This window comes from Flavobacterium chuncheonense (genome assembly GCF_042686145.1).
Lineage (GTDB): Bacteria > Bacteroidota > Bacteroidia > Flavobacteriales > Flavobacteriaceae > Flavobacterium > Flavobacterium chuncheonense.
In genome coordinates, this window is the sequence record NZ_JBHUPC010000017.1 from 1 (window position 1) to 26,369 (window position 26,369).

At 33.0% G+C, this 26,369-nt stretch carries 22 protein-coding genes, 1 tRNA gene and 1 pseudogene; 8 read left to right on the forward strand and 16 right to left on the reverse strand.

Annotated features, from left to right (window positions below):
* Positions 1 to 1,074 (forward strand): T9SS type B sorting domain-containing protein (locus ACFS5J_RS11245; RefSeq protein ID WP_379812285.1); only part of this gene is annotated, 1,074 nt, incomplete at its 5' end.
* A gap of 69 nt (positions 1,075 to 1,143) precedes the next feature.
* On the opposite strand, the gene ACFS5J_RS11250 is transcribed toward ACFS5J_RS11245, so the two are convergent.
* Positions 1,144 to 2,337: a pyridoxal phosphate-dependent aminotransferase gene (locus tag ACFS5J_RS11250; protein ID WP_379812286.1), complete on the reverse strand. Its 1,194-nt coding sequence runs from the start codon at positions 2,335 to 2,337 to the stop codon at positions 1,144 to 1,146.
* Between the two features lie 131 nt (positions 2,338 to 2,468).
* Between ACFS5J_RS11250 and ACFS5J_RS11255 the strand changes: the two genes are divergently transcribed.
* Positions 2,469 to 3,788, forward strand: coding sequence for a PDZ domain-containing protein (locus ACFS5J_RS11255; RefSeq protein WP_379812287.1), 1,320 nt, complete (start codon positions 2,469 to 2,471; stop codon positions 3,786 to 3,788).
* A gap of 36 nt (positions 3,789 to 3,824) precedes the next feature.
* Here the strand turns inward: ACFS5J_RS11255 and ACFS5J_RS11260 are convergent, their stop codons facing one another.
* Positions 3,825 to 4,220 (reverse strand): DUF1573 domain-containing protein, encoded by a 396-nt coding sequence (locus tag ACFS5J_RS11260; protein ID WP_379812288.1) that lies wholly within the window; start codon positions 4,218 to 4,220, stop codon positions 3,825 to 3,827.
* Between the two features lie 288 nt (positions 4,221 to 4,508).
* On the opposite strand from ACFS5J_RS11260, the gene ACFS5J_RS11265 reads away from it, so the two are divergent.
* Positions 4,509 to 7,139 carry a valine--tRNA ligase gene (locus ACFS5J_RS11265; protein WP_379812289.1) on the forward strand — a complete coding sequence of 877 codons (2,631 nt, stop codon included), beginning with the start codon at positions 4,509 to 4,511 and terminating at the stop codon, positions 7,137 to 7,139.
* A gap of 60 nt (positions 7,140 to 7,199) precedes the next feature.
* Here ACFS5J_RS11265 and ACFS5J_RS11270 read toward each other — a convergent pair whose 3' ends face one another.
* The 6 genes from ACFS5J_RS11270 to hemN form a co-directional block, all read right to left on the reverse strand.
* The gene (locus tag ACFS5J_RS11270) at positions 7,200 to 7,514 is read right to left on the reverse strand and encodes an HPF/RaiA family ribosome-associated protein (RefSeq protein ID WP_379812291.1); all 315 of its coding nucleotides are present in this window, start codon (positions 7,512 to 7,514) and stop codon (positions 7,200 to 7,202) included.
* Positions 7,515 to 7,596: 82 nt separating this feature from the next.
* Complete coding sequence (locus tag ACFS5J_RS11275) at positions 7,597 to 8,094, reverse strand: hypothetical protein (RefSeq protein WP_379812292.1); 498 nt, start codon at positions 8,092 to 8,094, stop codon at positions 7,597 to 7,599.
* A gap of 222 nt (positions 8,095 to 8,316) precedes the next feature.
* Positions 8,317 to 8,529: a PLD nuclease N-terminal domain-containing protein gene (locus ACFS5J_RS11280; RefSeq protein ID WP_379812293.1), complete on the reverse strand. Its 213-nt coding sequence runs from the start codon at positions 8,527 to 8,529 to the stop codon at positions 8,317 to 8,319.
* Positions 8,530 to 8,667: 138 nt separating this feature from the next.
* The gene (locus ACFS5J_RS11285; protein WP_379812294.1) at positions 8,668 to 9,240 is read right to left on the reverse strand and encodes a pentapeptide repeat-containing protein; all 573 of its coding nucleotides are present in this window, start codon (positions 9,238 to 9,240) and stop codon (positions 8,668 to 8,670) included.
* A 13-nt stretch (positions 9,241 to 9,253) separates the two neighbouring features.
* The gene (locus tag ACFS5J_RS11290) at positions 9,254 to 10,606 is read right to left on the reverse strand and encodes a DEAD/DEAH box helicase (protein WP_379812295.1); all 1,353 of its coding nucleotides are present in this window, start codon (positions 10,604 to 10,606) and stop codon (positions 9,254 to 9,256) included.
* A gap of 108 nt (positions 10,607 to 10,714) precedes the next feature.
* Entirely contained in the window at positions 10,715 to 12,079 is a 1,365-nt protein-coding gene (gene hemN / locus ACFS5J_RS11295) for an oxygen-independent coproporphyrinogen III oxidase (protein WP_379812296.1), read from the reverse strand.
* Between the two features lie 133 nt (positions 12,080 to 12,212).
* Between hemN and trxA the strand changes: the two genes are divergently transcribed.
* The 4 genes from trxA (at position 12,213) to ACFS5J_RS11315 (ending at position 13,989) form a co-directional block, all read left to right on the forward strand.
* Positions 12,213 to 12,515, forward strand: coding sequence for a thioredoxin (gene trxA, locus ACFS5J_RS11300; RefSeq protein WP_379812297.1), 303 nt, complete (start codon positions 12,213 to 12,215; stop codon positions 12,513 to 12,515).
* 34 nt (positions 12,516 to 12,549) lie between these two features.
* On the forward strand, positions 12,550 to 12,939 hold the full coding sequence (locus ACFS5J_RS11305; protein ID WP_379812298.1) for a rhodanese-like domain-containing protein: 390 nt from the start codon (positions 12,550 to 12,552) through the stop codon (positions 12,937 to 12,939).
* An 18-nt stretch (positions 12,940 to 12,957) separates the two neighbouring features.
* Positions 12,958 to 13,176 carry a YgaP family membrane protein gene (locus ACFS5J_RS11310; RefSeq protein WP_379812299.1) on the forward strand — a complete coding sequence of 73 codons (219 nt, stop codon included), beginning with the start codon at positions 12,958 to 12,960 and terminating at the stop codon, positions 13,174 to 13,176.
* 231 nt (positions 13,177 to 13,407) lie between these two features.
* Entirely contained in the window at positions 13,408 to 13,989 is a 582-nt protein-coding gene (locus tag ACFS5J_RS11315; protein WP_379812300.1) for a DUF4494 domain-containing protein, read from the forward strand.
* Between the two features lie 88 nt (positions 13,990 to 14,077).
* On the opposite strand, the gene ACFS5J_RS11320 is transcribed toward ACFS5J_RS11315, so the two are convergent.
* The 5 genes from ACFS5J_RS11320 to ACFS5J_RS11340 all read right to left on the reverse strand — a co-directional run bounded on the left by ACFS5J_RS11320 (position 14,078) and on the right by ACFS5J_RS11340 (position 23,323).
* Positions 14,078 to 17,743 carry a metallophosphoesterase gene (locus tag ACFS5J_RS11320; protein WP_379812301.1) on the reverse strand — a complete coding sequence of 1,222 codons (3,666 nt, stop codon included), beginning with the start codon at positions 17,741 to 17,743 and terminating at the stop codon, positions 14,078 to 14,080.
* 12 nt (positions 17,744 to 17,755) lie between these two features.
* On the reverse strand, positions 17,756 to 20,095 hold the full coding sequence (locus ACFS5J_RS11325; protein WP_379812302.1) for a hypothetical protein: 2,340 nt from the start codon (positions 20,093 to 20,095) through the stop codon (positions 17,756 to 17,758).
* A gap of 11 nt (positions 20,096 to 20,106) precedes the next feature.
* Positions 20,107 to 21,261, reverse strand: coding sequence for a Pycsar system effector family protein (locus ACFS5J_RS11330; RefSeq protein ID WP_379812303.1), 1,155 nt, complete (start codon positions 21,259 to 21,261; stop codon positions 20,107 to 20,109).
* A gap of 1,063 nt (positions 21,262 to 22,324) precedes the next feature.
* Positions 22,325 to 22,409, reverse strand: a tRNA-Ser gene (locus ACFS5J_RS11335).
* Positions 22,410 to 22,669: 260 nt separating this feature from the next.
* A complete protein-coding gene (locus ACFS5J_RS11340; protein ID WP_379812304.1) occupies positions 22,670 to 23,323 on the reverse strand; it encodes a nitroreductase family protein in 654 nt (217 codons plus the stop codon).
* Between the two features lie 103 nt (positions 23,324 to 23,426).
* Here ACFS5J_RS11340 and ACFS5J_RS11345 point away from each other — a divergent pair, with 103 nt between their 5' ends.
* On the forward strand, positions 23,427 to 23,777 hold the full coding sequence (locus ACFS5J_RS11345; protein WP_379812305.1) for a winged helix-turn-helix transcriptional regulator: 351 nt from the start codon (positions 23,427 to 23,429) through the stop codon (positions 23,775 to 23,777).
* 263 nt (positions 23,778 to 24,040) lie between these two features.
* On the opposite strand, the pseudogene ACFS5J_RS11350 reads toward ACFS5J_RS11345, so the two are convergent.
* The 3 genes and pseudogenes from ACFS5J_RS11350 to ACFS5J_RS11360 form a co-directional block, all read right to left on the reverse strand.
* Positions 24,041 to 24,337, reverse strand: a pseudogene (locus tag ACFS5J_RS11350) (DUF1428 domain-containing protein); the annotation flags it as partial.
* Positions 24,338 to 24,423: 86 nt separating this feature from the next.
* Positions 24,424 to 25,197: an alpha/beta fold hydrolase gene (locus tag ACFS5J_RS11355; protein ID WP_379812306.1), complete on the reverse strand. Its 774-nt coding sequence runs from the start codon at positions 25,195 to 25,197 to the stop codon at positions 24,424 to 24,426.
* 179 nt (positions 25,198 to 25,376) lie between these two features.
* Positions 25,377 to 26,294, reverse strand: coding sequence for a T9SS type A sorting domain-containing protein (locus ACFS5J_RS11360; protein ID WP_379812307.1), 918 nt, complete (start codon positions 26,292 to 26,294; stop codon positions 25,377 to 25,379).
* Positions 26,295 to 26,369: the final 75 nt, after the last annotated feature.

Genomic DNA, 26,369 nt, shown 5'->3' on the forward strand with positions numbered 1-26,369 from the left:
GTTGTAACACAAACAATAACGGTTAATCCTATACCAGGTACGCCTATACCATCACCAGATGTTACAATTTGTAGTGGAGAGTCACCAAATATTACATTGTCTGTGACCAACCCATCAATACCGGGTACAGAAGTAGAATGGTTTGTGTATGATGTAAATGGTGTTGCAGGAGCAACTAATGGATCAGGAGTTGCACCATTACAAATCAACGAGGTGTTGACAACAACAGGAGCAACACAAGGTTATGTGGTGTACCGTGTTCGTACAAAATTAGGAAATTGTCAAGGAGGTTATACAGATTATACCGTGTTTGTTAATCCATTGCCAATGCCAGTATTAGAAGATGGCGCAATTTGTGTGGACGGAACAGGAACAGTTTATCAAACGTATTGGTTAAACGCTGGAGATTTTGGAACAGGCTATGAGTTTTCATGGTATGAAACAAGTGATCCTACGACAGCAATTGCAGTTACAAGTGTGCCGACACTAGAGATAAGTCAAGCGGGTAACTACTTTGTTGTAGTTGAAAACACGACTACAGACTGTATAGGAACATCAAATACAGTAACAGTTATTGCAACAACACCAGCAACCAATATTAGTTATACAGTTACCGATGCGTTTAGTGATAATGCAACCGTTATCGTTACTATAGATCCAGGAGTGAATGGTACTTATCAATACCAAATGGATGATGATGCAGCTCAGGATACAGGAGTGTTTACAGGAGTAAGTCCAGGTACACACACTGTTACAGTTGTTGATACGCAAGGTTGTACATACTTAACAATAGAAGTAATGGTAATTGATTATCCAAAATACTTTACACCAAATGGAGATGGAGTAAACGATACATGGAAAATATCAGGATTAAACCAAGCAAATGCTAAGTTGTATATCTTTGACCGCTATGGTAAGTTAATCAAACAAATTAGTACATTAGATGGTGCTGAGGGATGGAATGGAACTTTCAATGGAGAACCTCTTCCTTCAACAGATTATTGGTTTACTTTAGAGTATATTGAAAACGATCAACCAAAAGTGTTTAAATCACATTTCTCAATGAAACGATAGTTGAAATTGGAATAAATAAAAAGACCACTCGTAAGGGTGGTCTTTTTATTTATAGACTAAAAGAAGTGGTTATTTTTTAGTGTAGATTTCCAATGCTGCTTTTAAGATTGCTACAGAACGGATTAAGTCTTCTTTTTTCAAAACATATGCGATTCTTACTTCATCAAGACCTACATTTGGTGTAGAATAAAAACCTGCTGCAGGTGCAACCATTACAGTTTCTCCATCTAATTCAAAAGTTTCTAATAACCATTGTGCAAAATCATTAGCATTAGTAATTGGTAGTTTAGCAATGCAATAAAAAGCTCCTTTTGGAGTTGCTACTTTTACACCGTCAATTTTTTCTAATTCAGAGATTAAAATATCACGACGCTCTTTGTATTCTGTGATTACTTCATCAAAATAACTTTGAGGAGTTTCTAATGCAGCTTCACTAGCAATTTGAGCATAAGTTGGTGGACTTAAACGTGCTTGTGCGAATTTCATGGCAGCAGCCATTACTTCTTTATTTTTAGAAACGATACATCCTATACGAGCACCACACATGCTGAAACGCTTAGAAACAGAATCAATCATGATTGCATGATTTTCTAATCCAGGAACATTCATTACAGAGTAATGTTTGTATCCATCATATGTAAATTCTCTATATACTTCATCAGCAATTAAGAATAAATCGTGTTTTTTTACAATTTCAGCTAATTGATTGATTTCCTCTTGTGAATACAAATAACCTGTTGGGTTACCTGGGTTACAAATTAATATAGCTTTTGTTTTAGGTGTAATTAATTTTTCGAAATCTTCAATAGGAGGTAATGCAAATCCTGTTTCAATACTAGAAATTACTGGAACAACTTTTACACCAGAAGCAACTGTAAATCCATTGTAGTTGGCATAGAAAGGTTCTGGGATAATGATTTCATCATCTGCATCCATAGTACTACCTAAAGCAAAAAGTAAAGCTTCAGAACCACCTGTAGTGATAATGATATCTTGTGTATCAATAGGTAGATTTTGATTTTTGTAATATTGTGAAAGTTTCTCTCTATAGCTTTCAAATCCTGCTGAGTGAGAATATTCTAATACTTCAATGTTTGCATTTTTTACCGCATCAAGTGCTACTTGTGGTGTTTTAATATCTGGTTGACCGATATTTAAATGGTAAACTTTGTGTCCTTTTTTTCTTGCAATTTCTGCATACGGAACCAATTTTCTAATTGGTGACTCAGGCATTTGTAAGCCTTTTTGTGAAATATTTGGCATTGTCGTTTATTTTGATTTGCAAAATTGCAACTTTTTTTGATATTACTAAAAATATTATGTTTTAAAAATGTTAAACACTTCCGTTATTTCGCTTAATTTCTTACATTTAAGTGAATCTATTTTCTATTTTAATGAAAGCATATGTTAAAATAGCTTGCTTACTTCTTTTTTTTACAAACTTTATTTGTGAAGCTCAATTTCAGTGGCATTCTAAAAATGATAAAGTCTCCATACCCTTTGAACTTTCTCATAATTTAATCATTGCAGATGTTATGGTAAATGAGGTTGAGTTAAAAATGATTTTGGATACGGGATCAGAGCGAAATTTATTATTTAGTTTTCCTGAAAATGATACTTTAGTTTTTGAGCATGCAGAAAAGGTGAAAATTAAAGGAGTAGGGTATGGAGAAATTATTTATGCTTACTTATCAAAGCATAATTCTTTAGCAATTAAATCACTACGAAACGATGATGTTGAGTTTTTATTAGTTACCGATCAAGATATAAGTATTATAAATAAATTAGGTATGCCAGTAAATGGTATTGTAGGTGCCGATTTCTTCAAAGATTATCTGGTTAATATTGATTATGATAAAAGAAAGATAGTGTTGTTTAGAGAGAGCGAAACTGCTTTACACAAAATAAAAAATAAGTTTCAAAGTATAGCAGTAAAAATAATTGATGACAGACCATATATTACCATAAATGCTGTAATCAATAAAAGTGAAGTTTCATTATACTTGCTTGTGGATTCTGGTTTAGGTGATGGTCTATGGTTATTTGAAAATGATTCAATACGCTGTGAAGAATCTTTTTTTGTAGACGTTTTAGGTAGAGGATTAAGCGGAGAAATTATGGGTAAAAAGTCTAGGGTTAAAACTTTATACTTGAATGAGTTTGAATTTGATGGTGCTTTAGTTTCTTATCCTGATAGTATATCAAAAACAAATATTTCTTTAACTGAGAATCGCAATGGATCTTTAGGAGGAGAGATTATGAAACGATTTGATTGGTTTTTTGATTATAAAAACCAAAGATTTTATATGAAAACGAATAGTTTTTTTAATCGCCCCTTTCACTATAATATGTCAGGTTTAGAGATTCAGCATAATGGTATTCAATTGATACAAGAATTGACTTCAACTGAACAAGAGCAATTGTTACGAACTCCAGTGTATGTTAATGAAATGGGGCCTAAAAGTTATACAGTTAAATATAAATTAAAACCTGTTTTCGAGATATATGCAGTTCGGAAAGATTCCCCAGCCTATTTAGCAGGTTTAAACGTTGGAGATAAAATTATTAGTATTAATGGGAGAAAGGCCTATAATTATTCCATTCAAAAAATAACGGATTTGTTTCAATCGGAAGAAGGAAAGAAAATAAAAATGGTGATTCAACGTGAAGGGAAAAAAATGGAATTTGAGTTTTATTTGGAAAAGGTACTATAAAAAAAGAGCTTCAAAATTTTAAAGCTCTTTGTAATATTATTTTTTTTCTTCTTTTTTAACAACTGTTCCTTTAATGCGAAGTGGAACAATACCATTTGGCTTATTCACGGCATTGCTTTCAACAGTAATCGTTTTAGAAATTGGTCCAGGGTTCATATTGTATTTGACAACAATTTTATCCGATGCCCCAGGAGCAATTGGTGTTTTTGGCCATTCTGGAACTGTACAACCACAACTCGATTTTACATTTTTAATAGTTAATGGAGCATTTCCTGTATTGGTAAATTCAAATTCTCTTATTCCGCTGTCTACTCCTTTTACAACTTCACCGTAATTAATGGTTTCTGCTTTAAATTCAATTTTAGGACCATCTTGTGCAAAAGTTGAAATACTAAACAACAGAATTGTCACTATTCGTAATAAATTTTTCATAAGTTTAAAATTAATAGGTTATCGTAAAAATAAACACTTTTGCCTTAAGAACAAATATATAATCGCTTTTTTATTTTAGCATATATCGTTACTTTTGCACACTATAGAGTGCAAAAACGATACCAAACTTATTTTTAAATAATTTAAAGCGAATAATTTGGGAGTTTAAGCTATCCATTTTCCTGCTGTTCGCGCTACACGGTAGCTTGCTTCCATCAGGGCTATATAGGAGATCATAGCATTTTAGTAAATTTAATAGTAATAAAACGAAATAAAATAAATACAGTAATGGCAATTCCAGCACAGTTTAACCCAAAAGACGTAGAAAAAAAATGGTACGACTACTGGATGAAAAATAACTATTTTCATTCCACACCCGATGAGCGTACTCCTTATACTATTGTAATCCCGCCACCAAACGTAACGGGTGTCTTGCACATGGGACATATGTTGAACAATACCATTCAGGATGTTTTAATTCGTCGTGCTCGTTTAAAAGGTTACAACGCATGTTGGGTACCCGGAACCGACCACGCTTCTATTGCTACAGAAGCCAAAGTAGTAGCAAAATTAAAATCGGAAGGAATTAATAAATCCGATTTAACACGTGAAGAGTTTTTAAAGCACGCTTACGACTGGACCGATAAATACGGTGGTACTATCTTGGAACAATTGAAACAATTAGGTTGTTCTTGCGATTGGGACAGAACCAAGTTTACGATGGATGAAGATATGTCGGCATCTGTTATTAAGTCGTTTGTTGATTTGTACAATAAAGGTATGATTTACCGCGGTTTCCGTATGGTTAACTGGGACCCAGAAGCAAAAACTACTTTGTCGGATGAAGAAGTAATTCACGAAGAACGTCAAGGTAAATTGTATTTTATCAATTATAAAATCGAAGGTAGTAACGATACCTTAACTATTGCAACAACACGTCCAGAAACTATTTTTGGAGATACTGCGGTTTGTATCAACCCAAATGATGAGCGTTTTACGCATTTGAAAGGCAAAAAAGCTATTGTACCTATCTGTAACCGCGTTATTCCAATTATTGAAGATGAGTATGTAGATGTTGAATTTGGAACAGGTTGTTTAAAAGTAACACCAGCACATGATGTTAATGATAAAGAATTAGGTGACAAGCACAATTTAGAGATTATCGATATCTTCAACGAAGATGCTACATTAAACACTTTCGGATTGCAATTTGCAGGAAAAGATCGTTTTGTTGCACGTGAGGAAGTTGCGAAAGAGTTAGAAGCTAATGGAGCTTTGGTGAAAACTGAAGTCCATATGAATAAAGTAGGAACTTCTGAACGTACAAAAGCAGTTATTGAGCCACGTTTGTCAGATCAATGGTTCCTAAAAATGGAAGAGTTGGTAAAGCCAGCTATAAAAGCAGTTTTAGAGACAGAAGAAGTAAAATTATATCCAAGTAAATTCAACAATACGTACCGTCACTGGATGGAAAATATTCGCGATTGGAACATTTCGAGACAATTATGGTGGGGACAACAAATTCCTGCGTATTATTATGGTGAAGGTAAAGAAGATTTCGTAGTTGCTGAAAACCCAACAGCTGCTCTAGCTTTGGCACAAACCAAAACTGGAAATCCTAACTTAACAGCTGCAGATTTAACACAAGATGCAGATGCATTGGATACTTGGTTCTCGTCATGGTTATGGCCGATGGCGGTTTTTGGAGGCGTTTTAGATCCAGAAAATGAAGATTTTAAATATTATTATCCAACAAACGATTTGGTAACAGGTCCGGATATTTTATTTTTCTGGGTTGCACGTATGATTATTGCAGGTTATGAGTATACGGGTAAAAAACCTTTTAATAATGTATATTTAACGGGATTGGTTCGTGATAAACAACGTCGTAAGATGTCAAAATCGTTAGGAAATTCTCCAGATCCACTAGATTTAATAGAGAAGTTTGGTGCCGATGGTGTTCGTGTAGGTTTACTATTGAGTGCCTCTGCAGGAAATGATATCATGTTTGACGAAGAGTTGTGTAACAATGGTAAAGCTTTTGCCAATAAAATTTGGAATGCATTCCGTTTGATTAAAGGATGGGAAGTAGCGGATATAGCACAACCAGAAGCTTCAAAAATTGCGATTGATTGGTATGAAGCGAAGTTGCAACAAACTTTAGCTGAAATTGAGGATAATTTTGAAAAATACCGTTTATCAGACGCTTTAATGGCAATTTACAAACTGGTATGGGACGATTTCTGTTCGTGGTTATTAGAGATTATTAAGCCAGGTTACCAACAGCCAATTGACCGTGCTACATTTGACAAAGCAATCGAATTGTTGGAAGCAAACTTGAAATTGTTACATCCGTTTATGCCATTCTTAACGGAAGAAATTTGGCAATATATTGCTGATAGAACTCCAGAGCAAGCTTTAATTGTTTCGGAATGGCCAACAATGAAGGATACTAATGCTGATTTAATTCCAGCGTTTGATTTTGCATCAGAAGTAATTTCAGGTATTCGTACCATTCGTAAAGAAAAGAACATTTCGTTTAAAGATACTATCGACTTGAAAGTAATCAACAATGAAAAAGTAGCTACTACTTTTGATGCGGTTATTTTGAAATTGGGTAATGTAGAAAGTTTAGAATATGTAACGGAAGCTGTTGACGGGTCGTTGACGTTCCGTGTGAAATCAAATGAGTATTTTATTCCAATTTCAGGTAATATTGATGTAGAAGCAGAAGTTGCGAAGCTTGAGGAAGAATTAAAATATATTCAAGGTTTCTTGCGTTCGGTACAAGGAAAGTTGAGCAATGAGAAATTTGTGAACGGTGCACCTGAACAAGTAATTGCTAACGAACGTAAAAAAGAAGCTGATGCTTTAGCAAAGATTGCTACTATTGAACAAAGTTTAGCAAGTTTGAAATAACAAGCAATTAGTACAATTTATATATAAAAAAGGACAATCAAATGATTGTCCTTTTTTATTTTAATGAGCACGCATTTTTTCTAGGGTTGTACCCAAACTGCGTTTTATTTTTTCGATGGCTTCATAAAACGATTTTTCAATTGTTTCAGCGTGTGTCGTAATGGCAATTGGATTTTTCTTTTCCATGCGTACTTCTATAGTACAACGTTTGTCATCTTTACCAAATTTAGTACTGTTTTCGTCACCAAAATGTACTTCTACGCGTGTAACTTTATCATCAAAACGCGCCAATTCTTTTTTTACTTCTTCAGTGAAAAAGTCATTCATTCTGCTGAAGCCTTCGATATTTTTATCCGTGTTAATTTGTACTAACATAAACTTTTAGTTTTGAATTAATATTACATTCAATTTACGGATTTTCTTTCGAATTATAAACTCAAAAAGTAAGAATTAACATTTATTTTTTCAGCTTTTTATATTCGCGAAGTAAAGTTTTTAGCTCTCGGTTTGAAGTTACATCAATGTCTTTATCGGATAGTAAATGGTTGAATTTAAAATGGAAGGAGAAGTTATTTTGGGTTAGTTGTGAAGCAAGAGTATTAAGTTCTTTACGTAACAAACGTTTTTCGTTTTCCATTATGCGTAAACTTTCAAATTTATCTTTGAAATCCCTGCGGAAAGTATTGGTTTTAAAAGGAATCGAATGCAGTATACGCATTTGTTGTTTCGATTTTAAATCCAATTTATCGATAAGCTTATAGGTTATATTTTGAATTTCTTTAACTTGTAAAACCTCAATGTTTTCTGGAAGATATGATTCGGTTTTTGTATTGTTTTTTTTAGAGGCTTTCTGCTCAGATGCTTTTTCAGGAATGTTGGTATTCATATAGCCGCTACCAAAGCATTTTTTACATTTAGGATTTAAACCTTCGCAAGTACAAATTTGAACTGACATATTAATTTTTTTGAGTTATTGAAGTGGCATTTACGCTAGTTCTCAATAACCTTCATGCACAGCTCGTATGAGGCAAATATACGAAAAGCAATTCAGTTTATCAGATAGGTCATTTTAGACTTTTTTGAAGGGATGAAAATATTTTTAGTGTTTTTGTTTTGAATGCAATGAGCTCTAATGATTTGTTTTAAAAATTAGAAGTTTTGGATTTTTTAAAAACGGCTATTTCGACTGTATTTTAGTTTTCTTTCCTCTTGTTAAGTATAAAATTGAACCAAAAAGAGGAACGGCTAATACACCCAGAAACCAAAAGACTTTATCATTTCGTTCAAATTTGCTTTTTAGAATGTCAACTAAGCAATACATCCATAAGGCTGCAATACTGAATACGAGTGCTTGCCAAAAAAATAAACTATAAGAAAAAGAGTTATCCATAAAATTATTTGAATTACTTATTGTTTTATCAACTTTTTGTAAAATCTAATATAATAAGATAGAAAATACAAACCGATAAAAGTTGTTAACAACGATTATTGATTTTAAGGAAGAGGAATGATTTTATTAATTTAAAAACTATCGAATGACCAAGTCGTATTTTTCCAATAAACCTTTTAAACCTTCCATAGCAAATTGTGCTTTTTTCAATTTGTTGAGTTCTGGGTCAATGGTATAATTGTAGCTGGTGCTAAAGTCTGCTTTGTTTAAAATGGTTTCAATAAAAACTGTACGGCGAAGGTTGCAATTGTCAAAAACCGCTTCGGTTAAGTCGGTTTTCATAAAATCAGCAGATACTAAACTACAACCCGTAAAACGAATTTTCTTCAGTTTTAAGGCGTAGAATTTACTATAATCCAAAAGACAATCGGTGAAGTTGAAATCGTAAATAACCTGATCGGTCATGGCGAAATTAACGTTCGTAAAATCACATTTTATAAATTCAACACCACGTAGTGAAACGTAGTTGATTTTAGTATCGTGGAAATTACAATCGGTAAACGTACAGTCGATAAAATATACACTTACAAAAGTACACGCTCTGAAATCGCAATTGGTAAACGTACAATTTTCAAACTCTTTGTATTTAATAGCTTCTTCGGTAAAAATTGTACCGTTAAAGTTTTCTTCGTGTATAAAATCGCTAGCCATTTAATATAAAGTCTTATTTCTTTTTCTTACGTTTTGCTGCACGTTTTGCTTCCACAGCACGATTACGAGGTGCGGTTTTACGAGGTTTTGTTTTTCCAGGTCCTCCAAGGTTAACTTTCTTGTTTTTCTCTTTCTTTTCGTGGAAAGATGGCCCTTTTTCCTCTAAGTTGATTTTTTTACCTACCGTTTTAAAACGTTTTTTATCTTTTTCAAACTCCAAACGCTTTTCAGCAATTTCAACGCCTTCTGGAATGTCTAAAATAGGGATTTCCATGTTCATTAATTCCTCAACGGCTAACAAACGTTCGTCTTCGTATGGCGCTATAAAACTCAAAGCGACACCTTCTTTATCGGCACGACCGGTACGACCAATACGGTGAATGTATTGTTCTGGAATTTCAGGAAATTGTAAGTTGAAAACATGAGTAATGTTAGAAATATCCAAACCACGAGCCATTACATCGGTAGTAATTAACCCGCGCAATTCGCCACTTTGAAAACTCGCCATCGATTGTAAACGATAATTTTGAGTTTTATTGGAATGGATAACGCCAAATTGACTAGGGAAATCTTCTTCCAAGGCATCAAAAGCAACTTCTACAATACGCTTATTATTTACGAAAAACAACACACGTTCCATCGTTTCATCGGTAGCCAATAAATGCTTGATAATGTTTAACTTGGTTAAAAAGTTAGGAGCGGTATACAGTTTTTGTGTAATTTGTTCCAAAGGTGTTCCACTTGGCGCTAAAGAAACTTCTTCGGGAAAATCAAAGTATTCGTCTAATATTTCATCTACATCTTCGGTCATAGTAGCCGAAAACAGAATGTTTTGTCTTTTTGATTTCATCATTGACAAAATAGAGGTCAACTGCACACGGAAACCAAGGTTTAGAATTTCATCAAACTCATCAATGACTAACTTTTGCAAATTGTCAAAACGCAACACATTGTCTAGTGCCAAGTCCATTACACGACCTGGTGTTCCTACCAAAACATCAACGCCTTCGGCTAAACTTTTACGTTGGGTATTAATGTTAACCCCACCATAAATGCCTAAGGTTCTTACCGACATAAATTGCGTCAGTTTTTCCACTTCTTCCACTACTTGTACTACCAATTCTCGTGTAGGAACTAAAATTAAAACACGTGGTGCTTCGTTATCTTGAAATTTCCATTGTTTTAAAATTGGAATCAAATACGCAAAAGTTTTCCCAGTTCCTGTTTGGGCAATACCCATCATATCTCTACCCGATAAAATTACCGAGTGCGATTTTTCTTGAATAGGAGTAGGGTGTACAAAACCTAATTCGTCTAAGGCTTTTTGTAATGATTTTGGTAAGTCGAAATCCTGAAATGTTTTCATGTATGCCGTATTTGTGGCAAAGGTACGGATTTTAGACTATTAAATAGTGTTTAGGTAAAAGAGCTCTAAAATTGTTCATTAAAATTTAAGGGTATTATTTTTTAAAAATTAAATTGTCATCGAAAACAATTGGGTTTGCGGTGCTTTTCGTTTTAATTTTAAATCAAAAGCCATACAGATATTACGGACAAATGGTTTTCCTTTTTCGGTAACGGTAAGGGCATCTTCATGAATTTCCAATAAGCCGTCATGTACCATTTCTTGTACTGCATCTAAAATATTTTGCAATTCTGAAAATTGTTGGGCTTTGTCTTTCCAAGAAGTCTCAAATTGACACATGATATTTAATATGTGACGGCGTATGATTAAATCTTCATTATTTAAAATATGACCACGGTATACTGGGATTTCATTGTTGTCCAAACGTGCGTAATAGTCCTCCAATACTTTTTCGTTTTGTGCAAAAGCATTCCAACTGTCACTGATGGAAGAAACACCTAAACCAATCATAAGTTTGGTATTGGTGGTGGTATACCCCATAAAGTTACGGTGTAATTTTCCTTCTTGAAAAGCGGTAAACATAGAATCGTTTTCCAATGCAAAGTGATCCATGCCAATTTCATGAAAACCGTGTTTGGCCAATTGTAATTTTCCTTGTTCGTACAATTCACGTTTGGTATCGTCTTTTGGTACATCTTCATCTTTAAAACCACGTTGGCCGTTACCTTTTATCCATGGAACATGAGCATAGCTGTAAAAAGCCAAACGATCTGGATGCAACGAATTGGTTTTGTCAATGGTGTCTAGAATGTCTTCTAAAGTTTGAAAAGGTAATCCAAAAATCAAATCGTGACTGATAGATGTATAACCTATTTCTTTTGCCCAAAGCGTTACTTTTGCAACATTATGAAATGGTTGCACACGGTGTATAGCGGTTTGTACTTTTTCCGAATAATCTTGAACACCGAAACTTACCCTGCGAAATCCCAAATCATACAAGGTTTGTAAATGCTCTCGGGTGGTGTTATTGGGGTGCCCTTCAAAGCTGAATTCATGTTCTGGGGTAACAAAACTTTCTTTTAAGATGCCGTTGATTAACGTTTTTAGATTTTCAGGCGAGAAAAATGTAGGGGTTCCTCCGCCTAAATGGATTTCTTTAATCAATGGTTTGGTAGGGAAAGTATCGCAGTACAATTCCCATTCTTTAAGAATGGCTAAAATGTAAGGATGTTCCACTTCGTGGCGTTTGGTTATGCGTTTGTGGCACCCACAAAAAGTACATAAACTTTCGCAAAACGGTAAATGGATGTATAGACTGATGCCTTCAGTGGCATTAGATTCTTGAAAGGTTTGCAAATAGGATGTTTTCCATTTCTCGTAAGAAAAGGAAGTTTCATCCCAATAGGGTACAGTTGGGTAACTCGTATAGCGAGGTCCTGGTACGTTATATTTTTGAACTAATGAAGGCTGCATACTTTATTAATTTATTCAAAAGTACTGTTGTTTGATTTTCTAAAAAATGATAATTGTCATATTGGCAGCAATGTAACATAGATTACATATTTGGTCTGTTTCTTGCAGTAAATTTGTGTAAAAATTAGAACTTATGAATGCAAAATTTAATGCGATAATCAATCAAAAACAATTAACCTTAGTCGATTTTTACGCCGATTGGTGTGGACCTTGTAAAATGTTGGCGCCTATATTACAAGAAGTGAAATCCATTGTGAAAGACGATGTGAAAATTATTAAAATCAATGTAGATCAACACCAAGATTTAGCGGCTGAATTTAGTGTACGTGGTGTACCTACGATGTTGTTGTTCAGGGAAGGACAAATGCTTTGGCGTCAATCAGGAGTTTTATCGACACGAGATTTAGTGGGTATTATTCAACAACATTTAAATTAATTTTTTTGTATATTTAATCAAATTTAAAAAATAAATGAAACTACGTTTTTTAGCTTTAGCAGCACTTTCCTTATTATTCGTTTCTTGTATTGAGCAAAAACAAGAAGGTGTATCACTAGTAAATCCAACGCTGTTTGAACAACAATCACAAGCATCAGATGTGCAATTGGTAGATGTGAGAACGCCAGAAGAATATGCAGAAGGTCATTTACCGAATGCCGTTAATATGAATATTAGTGATGTTTCGTTTGATACTAAAATAGCTACTTTGGATAAAACAAAACCAGTGATGGTGTATTGTAAAATGGGGGGTAGAAGTGCTAAAGCTGCTGCAAAATTGAAAGAAGCGGGTTTTACAACCGTAACCGATTTAGAGGGAGGAATTGTTAATTGGAAATCGGAGGAGAAACCAATAGAGAACTAACTTTAACTAGATTATATTATGAAAAAAAACATGGGAAATGGCGACCGATTTTTACGAATAATAATTGGTGTTTTAGCTTTAATTTTAGGCTTGTCGGGCAATTTTGATGGAACTTTAAATTGGATAATTTTGGCAGTAGGTGTTATAATGGTAGTAACTTCTTCCATGCAGTTTTGTCCGCTTTATTCCTTGTTTGGTATTAACACTGGAAAATCAAAATCGGAGAAATCTAAGTGATTTTGTGTTGATTACTATGTAATTTTTTTTAATGTAAAAATATCAGAATAGATTTTTTAAAATAAGTAATAAGCCAAGTCTATTGACTTGGTTTTTTTGTGTCATTTTGATTTTGAGGACACTACAATTGAGAAAGGGGGTAAAAATGAAATTGTGAATATCTCTTTGTAAATTTTAGCCTTTTTCTTTGTGCTAAAATTTATCTTTGGCTCCCTTTAAAAAATTAGAAAGATGAGTAATATTTGGTATGAGTGCAAAGTGCGCTATAGAAAACTTGATGAAAACGGTGTACAAAAAGTAGTGACAGAGCCATATTTGGTTGACGCATTGTCCTATACAGAGGCGGAATCTCGCATTAATCAGGAAATGACTGCTTATGTAAGTGAGGAGTTTAAAATAACCAACATTCGTGTAGCCAATTATTCTGAAATTCATCCTTTTGATAATTCCGATCGTTGGTTTAAAACCAAAATTGTTTTGGTTGCTTATGACGAAGAAAGTGGTAAAGAACGCAAGTCCAATATTTATTTATTGGTTCAAGCCAATGATATAAAAGAAGCTTTTGATAATTCTACTCATGCGATGAAAAATACGATGGGAGATTATACCATAACAGCTATTACAGAATCGCCAATTATGGATGTGTTTCCTTTTTTTAAAGGAGATGAAGATGGAGTAGTGGTGAAAGCTCGCCCAGTTGTTACTGAAAATATAGCTGATGAAAGTGATTATATGGTTGTTAATGAAGAAGCGGAATTTGCAATAGAGAATAATGATTCAATTTTTGAAAATATCACAGTAATAGAAGAATAGTTGATACTTCAATAAAAAGCCAAGTGAATGAACTTGGCTTTTTTATTAATTAATACTATAAAGTATTTTTTGGTATGGCATAAAATAGTTAGAATCCAAATCCCAATCCAAAAGTAAATCGCAATCCATCACTCGAATTGAACAAGCCGAAGTTTGCAGAAAGCATTTCAACAGCATTTACAAAAAAACCTCCACCATAACTATTGTGCCATTTATCGGAATCTTCATTTTTTTGCCACACGCGTCCATAATCAAATCCACTGTATAGTCCCATTTTTAGAGGTATGAGTTGGGTTTTCATGCGTCCGAAACTGTAACGTATATCGGTATTTTGATAAAAGGAGTTTCGACCCGTAAAACGTTGATTGCGGAAACCTCTTAAACCATCTGTACCACCTATAGCGGCCGCTTGATAAAACTCAAAGCCATTTCCAATGTTAACATGTGCTTTTATATCGGTAGCCAAAACAAGTTTACCCGAAGTATCAAGTTTATGCGCTATTTTTAAATTGGGTACGATATAGGTAAAGTCACGGTTGTTTATATCTAAATTGTTTTTATATCCGAGGTTCAAATTGAATTGTAAACCAATTGTAGGGTATGCTTTATTATCTGCATTTGAGAAGGAATAATTTGCATTTGCTCCAGCAAATTGAACTTCATCAAAAACATAACTTGGCAACACATTAAACTCATTGATGAAGCGGTCAAAACTTTGGTGAATTTCTATTGATTCATAACTTAGACCAAGTTTGATTTTGCTACCTCTATTAGAATTCCACAACAATGCAGGTTTTATATTGACTTCTCTTACTTTCACACGATTGTAATTAAGCCCTTTATCCTCGTCAAAATTTTGGGTTTCGTTACCGTATCCAAAAAAGTTTAAACTGAAATTTGGACTGTGGAAATTTGCTTCTATGCACAAATTTAAATTGTTGATTACATTGGCATATTCGGAATTGTATTGTAGCTCGTATCCATTTGTAGCAAAGTAATAAAATGCACCTAGTTGGTGTCTGCTTGTAAATGGGTTTCTTTCAAAACCATAAGTGGTATACGTGTCTCTAATGCCTAATTTTAATCCATCATCGGGGTTATAGCCCATCATCGGTAAAAATTGATTGATATTGTTTCGTAATTTTCTATAATCGTAAACGTTAGTGTTGTAATTATCGGTGAGTCTTACGTGTGCTTTTCGGGCATTAGTGACATCGTTCTTTTTCGATTTGTAATCGTACAGCATTACATTTTTGCCTTTTTCAACTTTATATGCATCATTGTTTTGTCCGCCAATTAATCGCAATTTGATTTTTTTACTTTTTCCAATAACTTCAAAAGTATCGTCATCATCTAATGCATAAATCCATATTTCTTTGGTTGCATCTGGATTATAAGTATGGCTATAATAGGGTTGTTGTATAACATTTTCCTTTTTTTCAAAAAGTCTGACGGTAACATGTCCGTTTTCGTTATTTTCAACTTTGATATAATCTTGTTTATTGGTAGCCGTTAAAACCGCATATTTTTGAACCAATTTCAGATAGCGCTCCATGATTTTTTTGAGGTTGTTTCTTCTCTCTTTTAAAATGGATTTTATTTCTTCAATTGTAGAATCGTTAACTTCTTTTGGTAAAGATTTAAATGCTTCGTCAATTACTTCATTGGTAATATTAGATTGAATAAATGCTATTTGTTCTTGCCAAACCGTTTCATCAGTATTTGATAGAAACGCTACATCTAATGGAAATCCTGATAAATTAAAACCTTTCACGTCAACTAAATCGGGTTCATATTTTCTGAATTTTCTAGCTTGTGGTATTAAGTGCACTGCAGTACTAAAAACAAAGCCATCAGACATTCTAGAAAAGGCTAAATCACGATCTCTAGGAAGTGGGCGGTAAACAATACCGTCGTTCTCTTTGTATTCCATCCAGCGCCACTGGTCTTGATGACGATCGGCATCACCAATTAGTATGTCAAACAAACGCGCTTTGATAAATTCTTTTTCATCTACCGTTTTAGAATTGCTTTTATGAATTTCGCGCATCATATCGAACGTACTGAGGATTGTTCCGTTAAAATTATTACCGCCTAGTTCGGAATGACCATCAGAAGGATGTTCTTCAAATAGATACAATTCATCACCAAATTCGGCATTGTATTCACCTAAAGCATTTTGCTTGGGAACGTAATATAATTTTGGATTTAAGTGTGCTAATTGAATAGCATCTGAAAGTTTTGCAATTGTGAAAGGTGCATAAGGATGTGAGCCTGTAAATACATCTTCTAAAAAACGTTCGGATGCCGTTTCTTCAAACTGTCCTTCGATATATTGATCTTTTATTATTGCAGCTTGTATAAACTGTGCCGCTTGTTTTTTCATTGCTCTCAACACATATCGTTTTCCTTCTGCATTTTCTAAATGTAAGGTTTTGGATTGTGTACCTCCTCCTTTTCTAATAGGAGTTAATCCTCCTTTTAAAGTGTCGATAGCTACCACTTTTGCTTCAACAGGCGTACTATAATATTTTCTAAATCGGTTGCCCCAAAGAAAATCATAGCTTTTTGATTTTCTGGTTTGTTCCTCAGTATATATCGAAGCATTAATAGTTGCTTGTTTCGTTAAATCATACTCGTATTTTGTTTTTTCTGGCGCCTCAAAAATGGTTTTGGTAAAAGCTATTTTGTTAAGTTCCGCATTATAAAATTGAACGTCTACAGCATTGTTTTTATAGAGGTTCAATAAAGCAAATCCTTTAGCACCTTCACCATAATCTTCATTGTTTTTGACTTTTACAGTTGTAATTTTGGAACCTGAACCGCTGATAATCTGCTTTAAGTTATCGGCTTCAATATACTGTTGCGAATGTTCATGTCCTGATAGGAAAATCACTTTTTCATTTTGTTGAGCAACTGCAATAATATTTTGTCTAAGGTCATTATAAAAAGTATTGTAAAGGTCAGCATTAACGATACCACTCGTTTTTCGAATAATATTTTTCAAGTTCCCGATTATAGGGAGTGGTTTCATATAATCCTTGAAACTATAATGCCCACCGTGAACACCATTGGTAAACATCGGATGGTGGATAGCAATTAGCGTAATTTTGCCTTGTGATTTTTTGATTTCACTGCGCACTTCATCCAAAAAATCTTCACGAGTGGTAAACTCGCATTTGTCATTTATGCTTGGATGGTTGTCCCAATTAGTGATGTACCATTGCGAATCGATTATTAATAAAGCAACATCATCACTGATGTTCACTTTTTCAATAGGGCAACCATTTTCTGGTTTGAAGGTGTTTTTACCTAGCGCTTTTTCTACTAGTTTTTCTTGCGCTTTTAAGCCGTTTATTCCACTATACCAATCATGGTTACCTGGTATAAAATATACTTTTCCAGGAAAAGTTTTAGCAACCTCGAGTTGTGCGTTTAAAGTGTTAACTGCTGCTTCAAATTTTGGACTTTTTTCTGATGGAATTCCTTTTTGGTAAACATTATCACCTAAAAAGAATAGGATATCATTTTGATCCGCTTTAATAAATTGTTCCTTTAATTTTAAAAGCGCAATTGGACTAGCTCCATTTTCCTCTAATTTTCCAGCATCACCTATTAGAAAGATATTCGTAGTTTCATCGTTAATGTTGTCTAAAGTAGATTTATCTGAATATGGATGATTAGACTGATAAGTTGCACAGCCATTGAAAAGTATAGCGAAACTAAAAAAAAGTATCGTGTATTTTTTTAGCATATAATATTCTGATTAGGTGTTTTGTAAATCTTCAATTGTAAATGTCTTTGCCACTTTTTTGAGATTATGATTAAGATCTACTCTAATGGCTTTGATACCAGTAGCTCCTTGTAATTCTTCTAATTCTAGAATTTCAATTTCTTTTCCGACATAATTTTTCGATTGTAGAAATTCAAAATATTTAAGATATTCTCTTTCTATTGCATTACTCGAGTACACCACGCAAAGTTTGTGCGGCTGCGTAAGTCGCTCATTGGTGTTTTTGATATGTGCTTTATCAATACGTTTTTTAATCATTTCGTATCTAACGTTGTAGGCGCCATCTACATCAAATCGCTTTTCATCCATTCTATATCGGATGGTTATGGGAACATCATAGGCTAATATTAAAGAAGCTACTTCTAATTGTACAGGAAATTCCTTTTGTTTTTGATAATACATGGCTTCCATTTCGCAAGTAACTTGTAGCTGCCAGAGCCTTAAGCTGTACAGCGTAGAAGGGTGATAGGTTGCATTTTTAGCAATTGACTGTCCCAAGTAGATGTTGTGTTCAATACCGTCGGTTTTAAATTTTTCAAAATAGTGAGGGTATATATTTTGTGCCACAATTTGTTGTTTGTCTAAAAAGGAAGACAAGGTTTTATTGGTGGCGTCTACAGTACAATCATAGGCTTTACGTGCTTTGTAAATTGTTTTGGATTCTTTTTCTAGACTTTCTAAAAATACTTTAATATCCTGATTGTTTGAATTAGATGCCGCTAAATGTTCCAAAAGTGGAAATATCTGTTTTTCATAAAATAAATTCACTTCCTGTTCGGAATTGGTTAAAAAAGCATCTTTTAATTCATATAACAATTTATCGATTTGATAGATTAACTGTTCGTAAAAGGAGAATGCTCCATTGGTCAACCTTTTTTGAAGAATACTTTTAGTTTGCTCTAGCTGACTTGTAAGGTCTTTTTGAATGGCGTCGTTGCGAGCAATTGAGGAACCTACAATATCGACTTGACCGTATAAGGGTAAAACATCTTTAAAAACAATTTCATTAAAAGTGGGTGTTTCATCATTGTTCCTTGCTTGAATGTATTTGCTAGCTTCCTCTTCAAAACGCCAAACTACAGCATGATGAATGGAAGTACATTCTTCTTGAATGACGGCGCGTATTTCATTTTGAAACTCGGTAATTACTCTTGCCGAGTAACTCAAAATAAAAGGCATTATAGTGTCCAATTTTACCATGTTGATGGCATTGATTTGATTGACACAATCACTAGCCAACTCAATTATATAATTAACTTCTTTATTGATTAAAATAGGGATAAGGACTATACTTTTTAATCCTTTTTTCAATAATAAATTGCTAAGACGGTTACCATTGGTTTGTTTATGATACTGTTCTACATTAGCAATTATAACTGGTTTAAAATCGACAAAGAGTTGTTTGTTAACTTGATCACAAGCATATTGCGAAATATTCAGTTGCTCGTCTTGAGAAAGGGTTATTATTTCAAAGTTTTTATCATAAGCAGGAAATAAAAAATCTTTACTCATACTGTAACTACCCAATTGTAGGTTGGGTAAGTTGAAAATACGTCTGATGTCTTCCTTTAGCAATTTAAAACTCTCCCGATTGGGTTCTATTAAGTGCGTCTTAAAATCATCTATTTGCTCATCCAGAGTGGTGTCAATTAAATTTATGATGCCAAATCCTTCAACGGTCCAAGAGTTATCTGGAAAGTATTTTTTCCAGAAAGTTTTATCATTAGCATTAGCCAAAAGTTCGTTTACAATGTCTTTTGTAATTTCAATTGCATTTTCATTGGGATAAATATCCAAAAAGTCGGCATTGAACGTTACTCTATAACGTTTTCGAACTCCATTTAAATTTGTAACTGTAATGGTTTTTGGACGATCAAAATCTATCGCATAATTGTAGTAGCTGTTTAAAATGATGGTATACGCTAATAAATCGATTGAATTTTCATTGTCTTGATACAGATTTTTGAAAATATCTTTTTGTATTTCAGAATCGTTAATGATTCTTTGCAAGCGGTTACTACAGTAGAAGATATCGTTTGAGTAGGGGGATACCGCCGCTTTTATTTCATTATCGGTTAGGGCAGAAGGAAATACAGTAGCCATGATTTGATCAATAACCGATTTGTGTTTGTAGAAATCCTCTAATGATGAGGTTCCTGATGCTAAATCTGGAGATTCTTCAAATAGTTTTAATACTAGTTCTGCTTGTTGCTTGATTAGTATATTGCTTGAATTTAATTCATTTTCCAACTTTTCCTTTAACAAACGCAGTGATATTACCACTTTAAATAATTCAGTATTTTGATTTCCCATCTTCTTTGGTTTTATAGTGAAACGGTTAGATGATAGCTTATCACAAATGCTAGAGCAGAGATAATAATACCAATCATAAATACAGTGTAGGTAATTCTTAACAATCGGTATTTACGTTCTAAGACGAGTCCTAAGTAATACAAATCTTTTGTAAGTGAATTGTATAATACTTCTTCATTCTCAATTAAATATTGAATACCCCATTCAAATTCTTTTAAGTTCATTTTTCGAAAATTACCAAAAAACAAAATATTGGTTTGTTTGTTTTTAATCATTTCTGGGGTAACTTTTGTGGTAGAAATTTTTGGTCGTGTTGACAATACTGATAATACAACAGATGCAACACTAAAGATCATTAGAATCAATGTTGGAACCACTAAAAAGGAATTGGAAGGGCTGTCGAGTTTTGGTATTAAATTGGACAACGCAACTGAAATTATAATAGCATTTACCGATAATAGGATATTAGCTTTAGTATCGGCAATGGCACTTAACTCGATATGGTTTTTGAGTTGTACCCTGAAGAGCGTTTCCACACCTCTTCCAATATTTGAAGCATTCCTTTTTTCGTTTTTAGACGATAACTTCTCAATTTTCTGTTGCAGTTTAAATTGATTGTTTTCCTTTAAAGGTTGCCAATTTCTTTTGGCATAATTGGTAAAAAAACGTTGGTTTTGAAGAAAATCTTTATTTTGGTTTAACCATTCCAAAGTTTCAATGGTTATCCCTTTTTTACAACTAATTTCGGTTTTTAATTTTTCTGAAATTTCAACATAGTCGTCCAATATTACATGACCACAATCAGCATCTTTTATAATACATTCGAGTCTATCATTTGGTACCCCCCCTAATTTTGTAACCTCGATAAGTCGAAGTACAGTGTTGATATCATTTTCGTTGAAGTCCTTTGACTTTAAATAATCATATGCAATTCGTTTACTAACTTCTTCGTGTCCCTCATTTTCATGGATAAAACCAACATCGTGAAACCAAGCGGCTAGTTGCACCAAAAGAATTTCACTTTCGTTACAATTTTCTTCTTTTGCTAAAGCTGTAACCAAGGCAACAACCCGCTTGGTATGAGATAAGTTATGGTAATAATTATCGGCAGGTAAATTACCACTCAATAAATCTATTATATAAGACTCAACATCTTCTAAAAGCATAATTAAAGTATTTATATAAAGGTAATTAATTTAAGAATATTTTAGAAACATTTTTAGTTTCCCAAAGGTAATGGCCGATTGGAAAAAATGATTTAAACAAAAGAAGAATAGCGAATAGGAGAACTTTATTAATAAAAAAAGGCTGAATCCTGATAACAAGATCCAACCCCTCTACTCTCTAATAAAAATTAGATCTATTTTAAATTTGAATAACAGTGATAACTATCATTAATGCAATAGAAAAAAAATTGATACTAAAGTTAATGGCATAACTTTTATCTTTTGATAACAACTTTACAGTAGAAAACAGAAAGTTAGCGACTATAAATGTTATAACAGGTATGGTAACCAATTCGCGTATAAAATTAAATATTTGGTTATTAAAGTGGATGTAAGAAACAAGAATTAAAAGTAAAATATAGCACAATGCTAGAACGCTTAATAGGGATAAAATTTTACTTGCTGGCATCGTAATAAAATAACTTTTATAGACTTATGTAAATACAAATATAATAAAATAAGGATTTAATTATATTTTTTTGATAAAAAATCTTACCAAAATATAACTTTTAAATCGTTGGTTTTTAATAACTCTTAAGTTCTGATATGCAAAAAACGCATATATTGACCACCCATTTTCGTTTTAAAGTGACCACCCAAAATCGGGGCAAATTGACCACCTGATTTTTCTCCTTTTTAAAGCTGCTTTTTCAAGTGTTAGATGTTATTCAAATATAGTTAAAATTATTCCTTGATATTGGCTCTTTTAATGTAAAAGAGAATGGATACTGATGTGTTCATTATTGGTGACCTTAAAGTTAATATTAAATTTACCTGATTTAATAACTACAAACAAGATGTGCAATAATTGAATATCTTATTGAACTACTTGATGTAATAGTGTTTTTCTATTTGAGGTGTCACTTTGATTATAATTTTTAGAGACACCTTGAAAGACACCTAAACTTTGAGATTTTATGAATAATTTGACATATAAGAAAAAGAAAAAACCCACTAAATAATTGAATTTAGTGGGTTTTAAAACCATTTGCTTTTCAGCTCGCGGAGAAAGAGGGATTCGAACCCCCGGACCTGTTACAGTCAACAGTTTTCAAGACTGCCGCATTCGACCACTCTGCCATTTCTCCAGTAAGACCGCATTCATTTCCTGATTGCGAGTGCAAATATAGAAGTTTTTTTTGAATTAAAAAACATCTGAATGAAGGCTCTACACTATTTTTTAAATAATAAATTGCAATATAATTTTAAGATGTTGATTTACAGGTAAACATATTTTAATTTTTTTTTCAAAAAATATTGAAAAGGGCCTTAATTTAAAATTAAGGCCCTTTTTTCAGGTAGATTATTTGTTGTTCAAATCATTTAGAGAAGGGATGCCTGAAAGTTCTTATATATCCGCTGCATCATTAATCGTAATTTCGGTGATAAATTCTTCTTTAGGTAAACGGAATTTTTTCATGTTAACCAACCAGTCATTTTCCTCCTCACGGTATCCTATTGGTAAAATTACTGTACTTCTGAACCCTGTTCCTTTTAAATTTAAAAGTTCATCAAGTTTTTCCGGGATAAAACCTTCAATAGGGGTTGCATCTACTTTTTGTTCAGCCGCTGCCGCAATAGCCATAGCAAATGAGATGTAACTTTGTTTGGCAGCATGATGAGCCTGCCACTCTTGGCCTAGTGGAGCATATAGGCTCAATAGTGAGTTTTTATAGGCGTCCATTGTTTCATGTGGCAAATTACGAGCATCCATCATGTTGTTGAAAACATTGGTAACACGTTCTTCACTATATCCATCCCATGCTGCCCAAATTAAAAGATGCGAACAATCGGTAATTTGATTTTGATGGTAAGCAATTCCTTTTATTTTTTCTAGTAAAGCTTTGTCTGATGTTACTAAAATTTTATACTGCTGTAAGCCTGAAGAAGAAGGAGCTAAACGTGCTGCTTCTAATATATAGTCCAACTTCTCCTGTGGAACCATTTGTCCGTTCATTTTTTTTGTTGCATAACGCCATTTTAAGTCGTCTAATAAAGCCATAGTTTCTATATTTTATTTTAGGTGTACAAAAATACAATGGAATTGTTTATTTTTGAAACCTAGTAACAAAAAGTAACAGTAACTTTTGAGTAACCTCTTGAATATGACAGAAGATAATTTTCAAACAGAATGCATGAAAAACATTATGGCCGTTCACGATACCATGGATGTTTTGAGTGGAAAATGGCGTATTTCTATAATCGCTTCATTGTATTATCATGATAAGAGAAGATTTTCTGAGATTTTAAACGATGTAAAAGGAATTTCCAATAAAATGTTGAGTAAAGAATTAAAAGAATTGGAAATCAATATGCTTGTTAAACGTTCCGTTTTGGATACGCAGCCCATTACTGTGCAATATGAGTTGACGCCTTATGGTAAAAAACTACAAACTGTTATTCAGAGTTTAATTGAATGGGGTAGAGAACATCGTAAAGAAATTACTGGGAAATAATTAGAAAATAATTTTTATAGCGTTAGTAACCATTGCTATATTTTTTATAGTCAAATTCAATTTTATAATGATATTCTATTTCCTGTTTGAATTTTATTTTTAACCTCAGGATATTTTATCTTTCTCTCTATAATGCTCGATTTATTATTAAGTTTTCGCTTATAATTTTTATTTAGAAATGAGGCTTTTTCATTTTTTCAAATTACCTATCAAATAAGTTCAAAATAAGCTAAAAATTCTTCATCGCTAATCCATTTTTCAATTTATTGTACAAGTGGATGAAATCCACCATAAACCATCCGACTGGCATCAAAAATTAATTTTTCAGGATTTACTAGAGGTGCAACTAAATCTGCCATTCGGGCATCTTTAGGAACTTGCTTATTGGCTAAGTCACGTATTTCTTTGGAAGGAAATAGTACCCATCCGAGAACAATAACTTCGTCTTCCTTTGCATCAACTGAATGAATAAATGAACGCGTTCCTTGCAAAGTCAAGTCATCTCCAACATACTCAAAATAGGCTAGGGCCCCATGCTCTTTCCAGATTTCAGCAACTTTTTCACTTACGGTTTTCTATTCGCTTTAATGTATTCGTGGTATTGGAAGGACAAAGCCATCGATATAATTTGTCATATTTTATTTCATTAAAGGTTCAATAGACTGATAAACTCTTTCACTTTTTCTAGCGTCAATTCAGTTGCTTCTTTGTGTGGTGTATGCCTTATATTGGGAATAATGAATTGCAACGATTTTCCAATTGTTTGACTTGCAATTTTAGTTACTTGGTTTAATGTTCCAAATTCGTCCTCTTCACCTTGAATAATAAGAGAAGGACAGTTAATCAATGGTAAAAAGTTCTCAATATTCCAATCTCTAAATTCTTCAGTAGTCCAATTTCCAGCCCAAGCCCAAAACATTTCCTCTGTTTTGTTTCCATGGTATTTTTGCAGTTTAGATTTCAGGTCAGAAGTTTGATATTCTCTTATTGCTTCTTTTATACCGTGAACTGTAATGTCTTCAACAAAAATATGAGCCCCTTCTGTAATGATAGCCTTTATTTTTTTAGGATATTTTCCAGCCATAATTATTGCGATTGAGCCACCATCACTATGTCCGAAAAGAATTGCGTTGTCAATGTTCCAATGTACCAACAACTCATTCAATATATCCGCTTCCAATTCCAAATAGTATTTGTCGCGTTTCGGATATGAAAAAGGACATGATTTCCCATATCCTTGACGGTCATAAACCAAAACATTGCAGTTGGTCAGCGCTCCCAATTTTTCTGGAAAATCTTTCCATAATTCGATGCACCCTAGGGAATCGTGTAGAAAAATTATTGTAGGCCGTCCAGAGAAATTATCAAATCTTTTAATTGAAATTTCGTTTAATTCTATTTTTATTTTAAGGGGCGACAATAGTTTGGAAAAAGCTTATTTAGTTATAAATCCTTGAAGTAAATATGGTTGCTTATTTTTTGCATATAATTATAAAAAAAATGGTTTTCTGAAGGTAATAGGACTAGTTTTAAAGAAAAAAATACTTAAGAAAGGATCCTTATTATGATTTACTCTTCGGTTAAATTAGCTGCTTAAAACTATTTTAGTATTATTTTTTTGATTTGAGTACCTAATTCAGTTTTGACTTTTATTATATATGTACCTTTTTGGTAATTATTAAAATTTAGTTTTGCTTGAAAATCATTTAAAAGTATTATTTCAATTTCTCTTCCTTGAATATCAAACACTTCAATTACATCAATTTTAAAATCGGATTGAATATTGACTATATCAGTAGTAGGGTTTGGAAATATTTTTGTTTCAAAAGTATCAAAAGATTTTGTACTTAGATAAGAAGGAACAGGATAATTAGACAGGCTGCCGCCAGTAGAGTTTTCATAATAAGTACTACCATCCTTCGTGTAAGAATAAAGTAGATCGTAATTATTTGGATGAGTATCATATGGACAATGAAAGCATGAATAAGTAATTCCACTACAAATACCTCCACCATAAACACCTCCAATTCCTTCTATTTTATAACCAACATTTTCAACTTTTTTAAGATTTAATCCACCTACAGCTATAAAGCTAACATTTGCTGTACAAGATGGAATAGGATTTGTACTTAAATCATTTATTGTGGTGCCATTTTGAATATTTTGAAAAGGATTATTGTCAAAATATTCAGTTTCAATAGTATTAGTTGAGTCTAGTTTGTAAAATTTACCATCACTACCTTCCCTAATATATGTTGGTCCATAAATAGGATATTGTACACCAAAGCGAATCCAAATTGAATATTTTTTGTAATAAGTATAACCATTAATATTACTTGTACCATCAATATATTCTGTTACATAAGAGGTGCTATTTATTCCACCAGGCATACCACCAGTTAAGTATCTATGAGCTTCATATCTCCATACTGAAGTTTCATTGATGTAATGGGAATAGTAAATTTGAGAAATACAAAAATTACTAAAAAACAAAACAATATATAGAAATTTTGACATATAGTTTTAATTTAATTTTCGCTTGTGTTCAAAACATTTTTACTCAAAAGGAATAATATATTCATGATAATATTG

Bases quoted from the DNA above. Each gene is read 5' to 3' on its own strand.
- ACFS5J_RS11250 (WP_379812286.1), bottom strand. From the start codon at position 2,337: ATGCCAAATATTTCACAAAAAGGCTTACAAATGCCTGAGTCACCAATT.
- ACFS5J_RS11360 (WP_379812307.1), bottom strand. From the start codon at position 26,294: ATGTCAAAATTTCTATATATTGTTTTGTTTTTTAGTAATTTTTGTATT.
- ACFS5J_RS11340 (WP_379812304.1), bottom strand. From the start codon at position 23,323: ATGGCTTTATTAGACGACTTAAAATGGCGTTATGCAACAAAAAAAATG.
- ACFS5J_RS11305 (WP_379812298.1), top strand. From the start codon at position 12,550: ATGAAACTACGTTTTTTAGCTTTAGCAGCACTTTCCTTATTATTCGTT.
- ACFS5J_RS11260 (WP_379812288.1), bottom strand. From the start codon at position 4,220: ATGAAAAATTTATTACGAATAGTGACAATTCTGTTGTTTAGTATTTCA.
- ACFS5J_RS11310 (WP_379812299.1), top strand. From the start codon at position 12,958: ATGAAAAAAAACATGGGAAATGGCGACCGATTTTTACGAATAATAATT.
- ACFS5J_RS11325 (WP_379812302.1), bottom strand. From the start codon at position 20,095: ATGGGAAATCAAAATACTGAATTATTTAAAGTGGTAATATCACTGCGT.
- ACFS5J_RS11275 (WP_379812292.1), bottom strand. From the start codon at position 8,094: ATGTCAGTTCAAATTTGTACTTGCGAAGGTTTAAATCCTAAATGTAAA.
- ACFS5J_RS11345 (WP_379812305.1), top strand. From the start codon at position 23,427: ATGACAGAAGATAATTTTCAAACAGAATGCATGAAAAACATTATGGCC.
- ACFS5J_RS11255 (WP_379812287.1), top strand. From the start codon at position 2,469: ATGAAAGCATATGTTAAAATAGCTTGCTTACTTCTTTTTTTTACAAAC.
- ACFS5J_RS11265 (WP_379812289.1), top strand. From the start codon at position 4,509: ATGGCAATTCCAGCACAGTTTAACCCAAAAGACGTAGAAAAAAAATGG.
- ACFS5J_RS11280 (WP_379812293.1), bottom strand. From the start codon at position 8,529: ATGGATAACTCTTTTTCTTATAGTTTATTTTTTTGGCAAGCACTCGTA.
- ACFS5J_RS11285 (WP_379812294.1), bottom strand. From the start codon at position 9,240: ATGGCTAGCGATTTTATACACGAAGAAAACTTTAACGGTACAATTTTT.
- hemN (WP_379812296.1), bottom strand. From the start codon at position 12,079: ATGCAGCCTTCATTAGTTCAAAAATATAACGTACCAGGACCTCGCTAT.
- ACFS5J_RS11320 (WP_379812301.1), bottom strand. From the start codon at position 17,743: ATGCTAAAAAAATACACGATACTTTTTTTTAGTTTCGCTATACTTTTC.
- trxA (WP_379812297.1), top strand. From the start codon at position 12,213: ATGAATGCAAAATTTAATGCGATAATCAATCAAAAACAATTAACCTTA.
- ACFS5J_RS11315 (WP_379812300.1), top strand. From the start codon at position 13,408: ATGAGTAATATTTGGTATGAGTGCAAAGTGCGCTATAGAAAACTTGAT.
- ACFS5J_RS11290 (WP_379812295.1), bottom strand. From the start codon at position 10,606: ATGAAAACATTTCAGGATTTCGACTTACCAAAATCATTACAAAAAGCC.
- ACFS5J_RS11330 (WP_379812303.1), bottom strand. From the start codon at position 21,261: ATGCTTTTAGAAGATGTTGAGTCTTATATAATAGATTTATTGAGTGGT.
- ACFS5J_RS11270 (WP_379812291.1), bottom strand. From the start codon at position 7,514: ATGTTAGTACAAATTAACACGGATAAAAATATCGAAGGCTTCAGCAGA.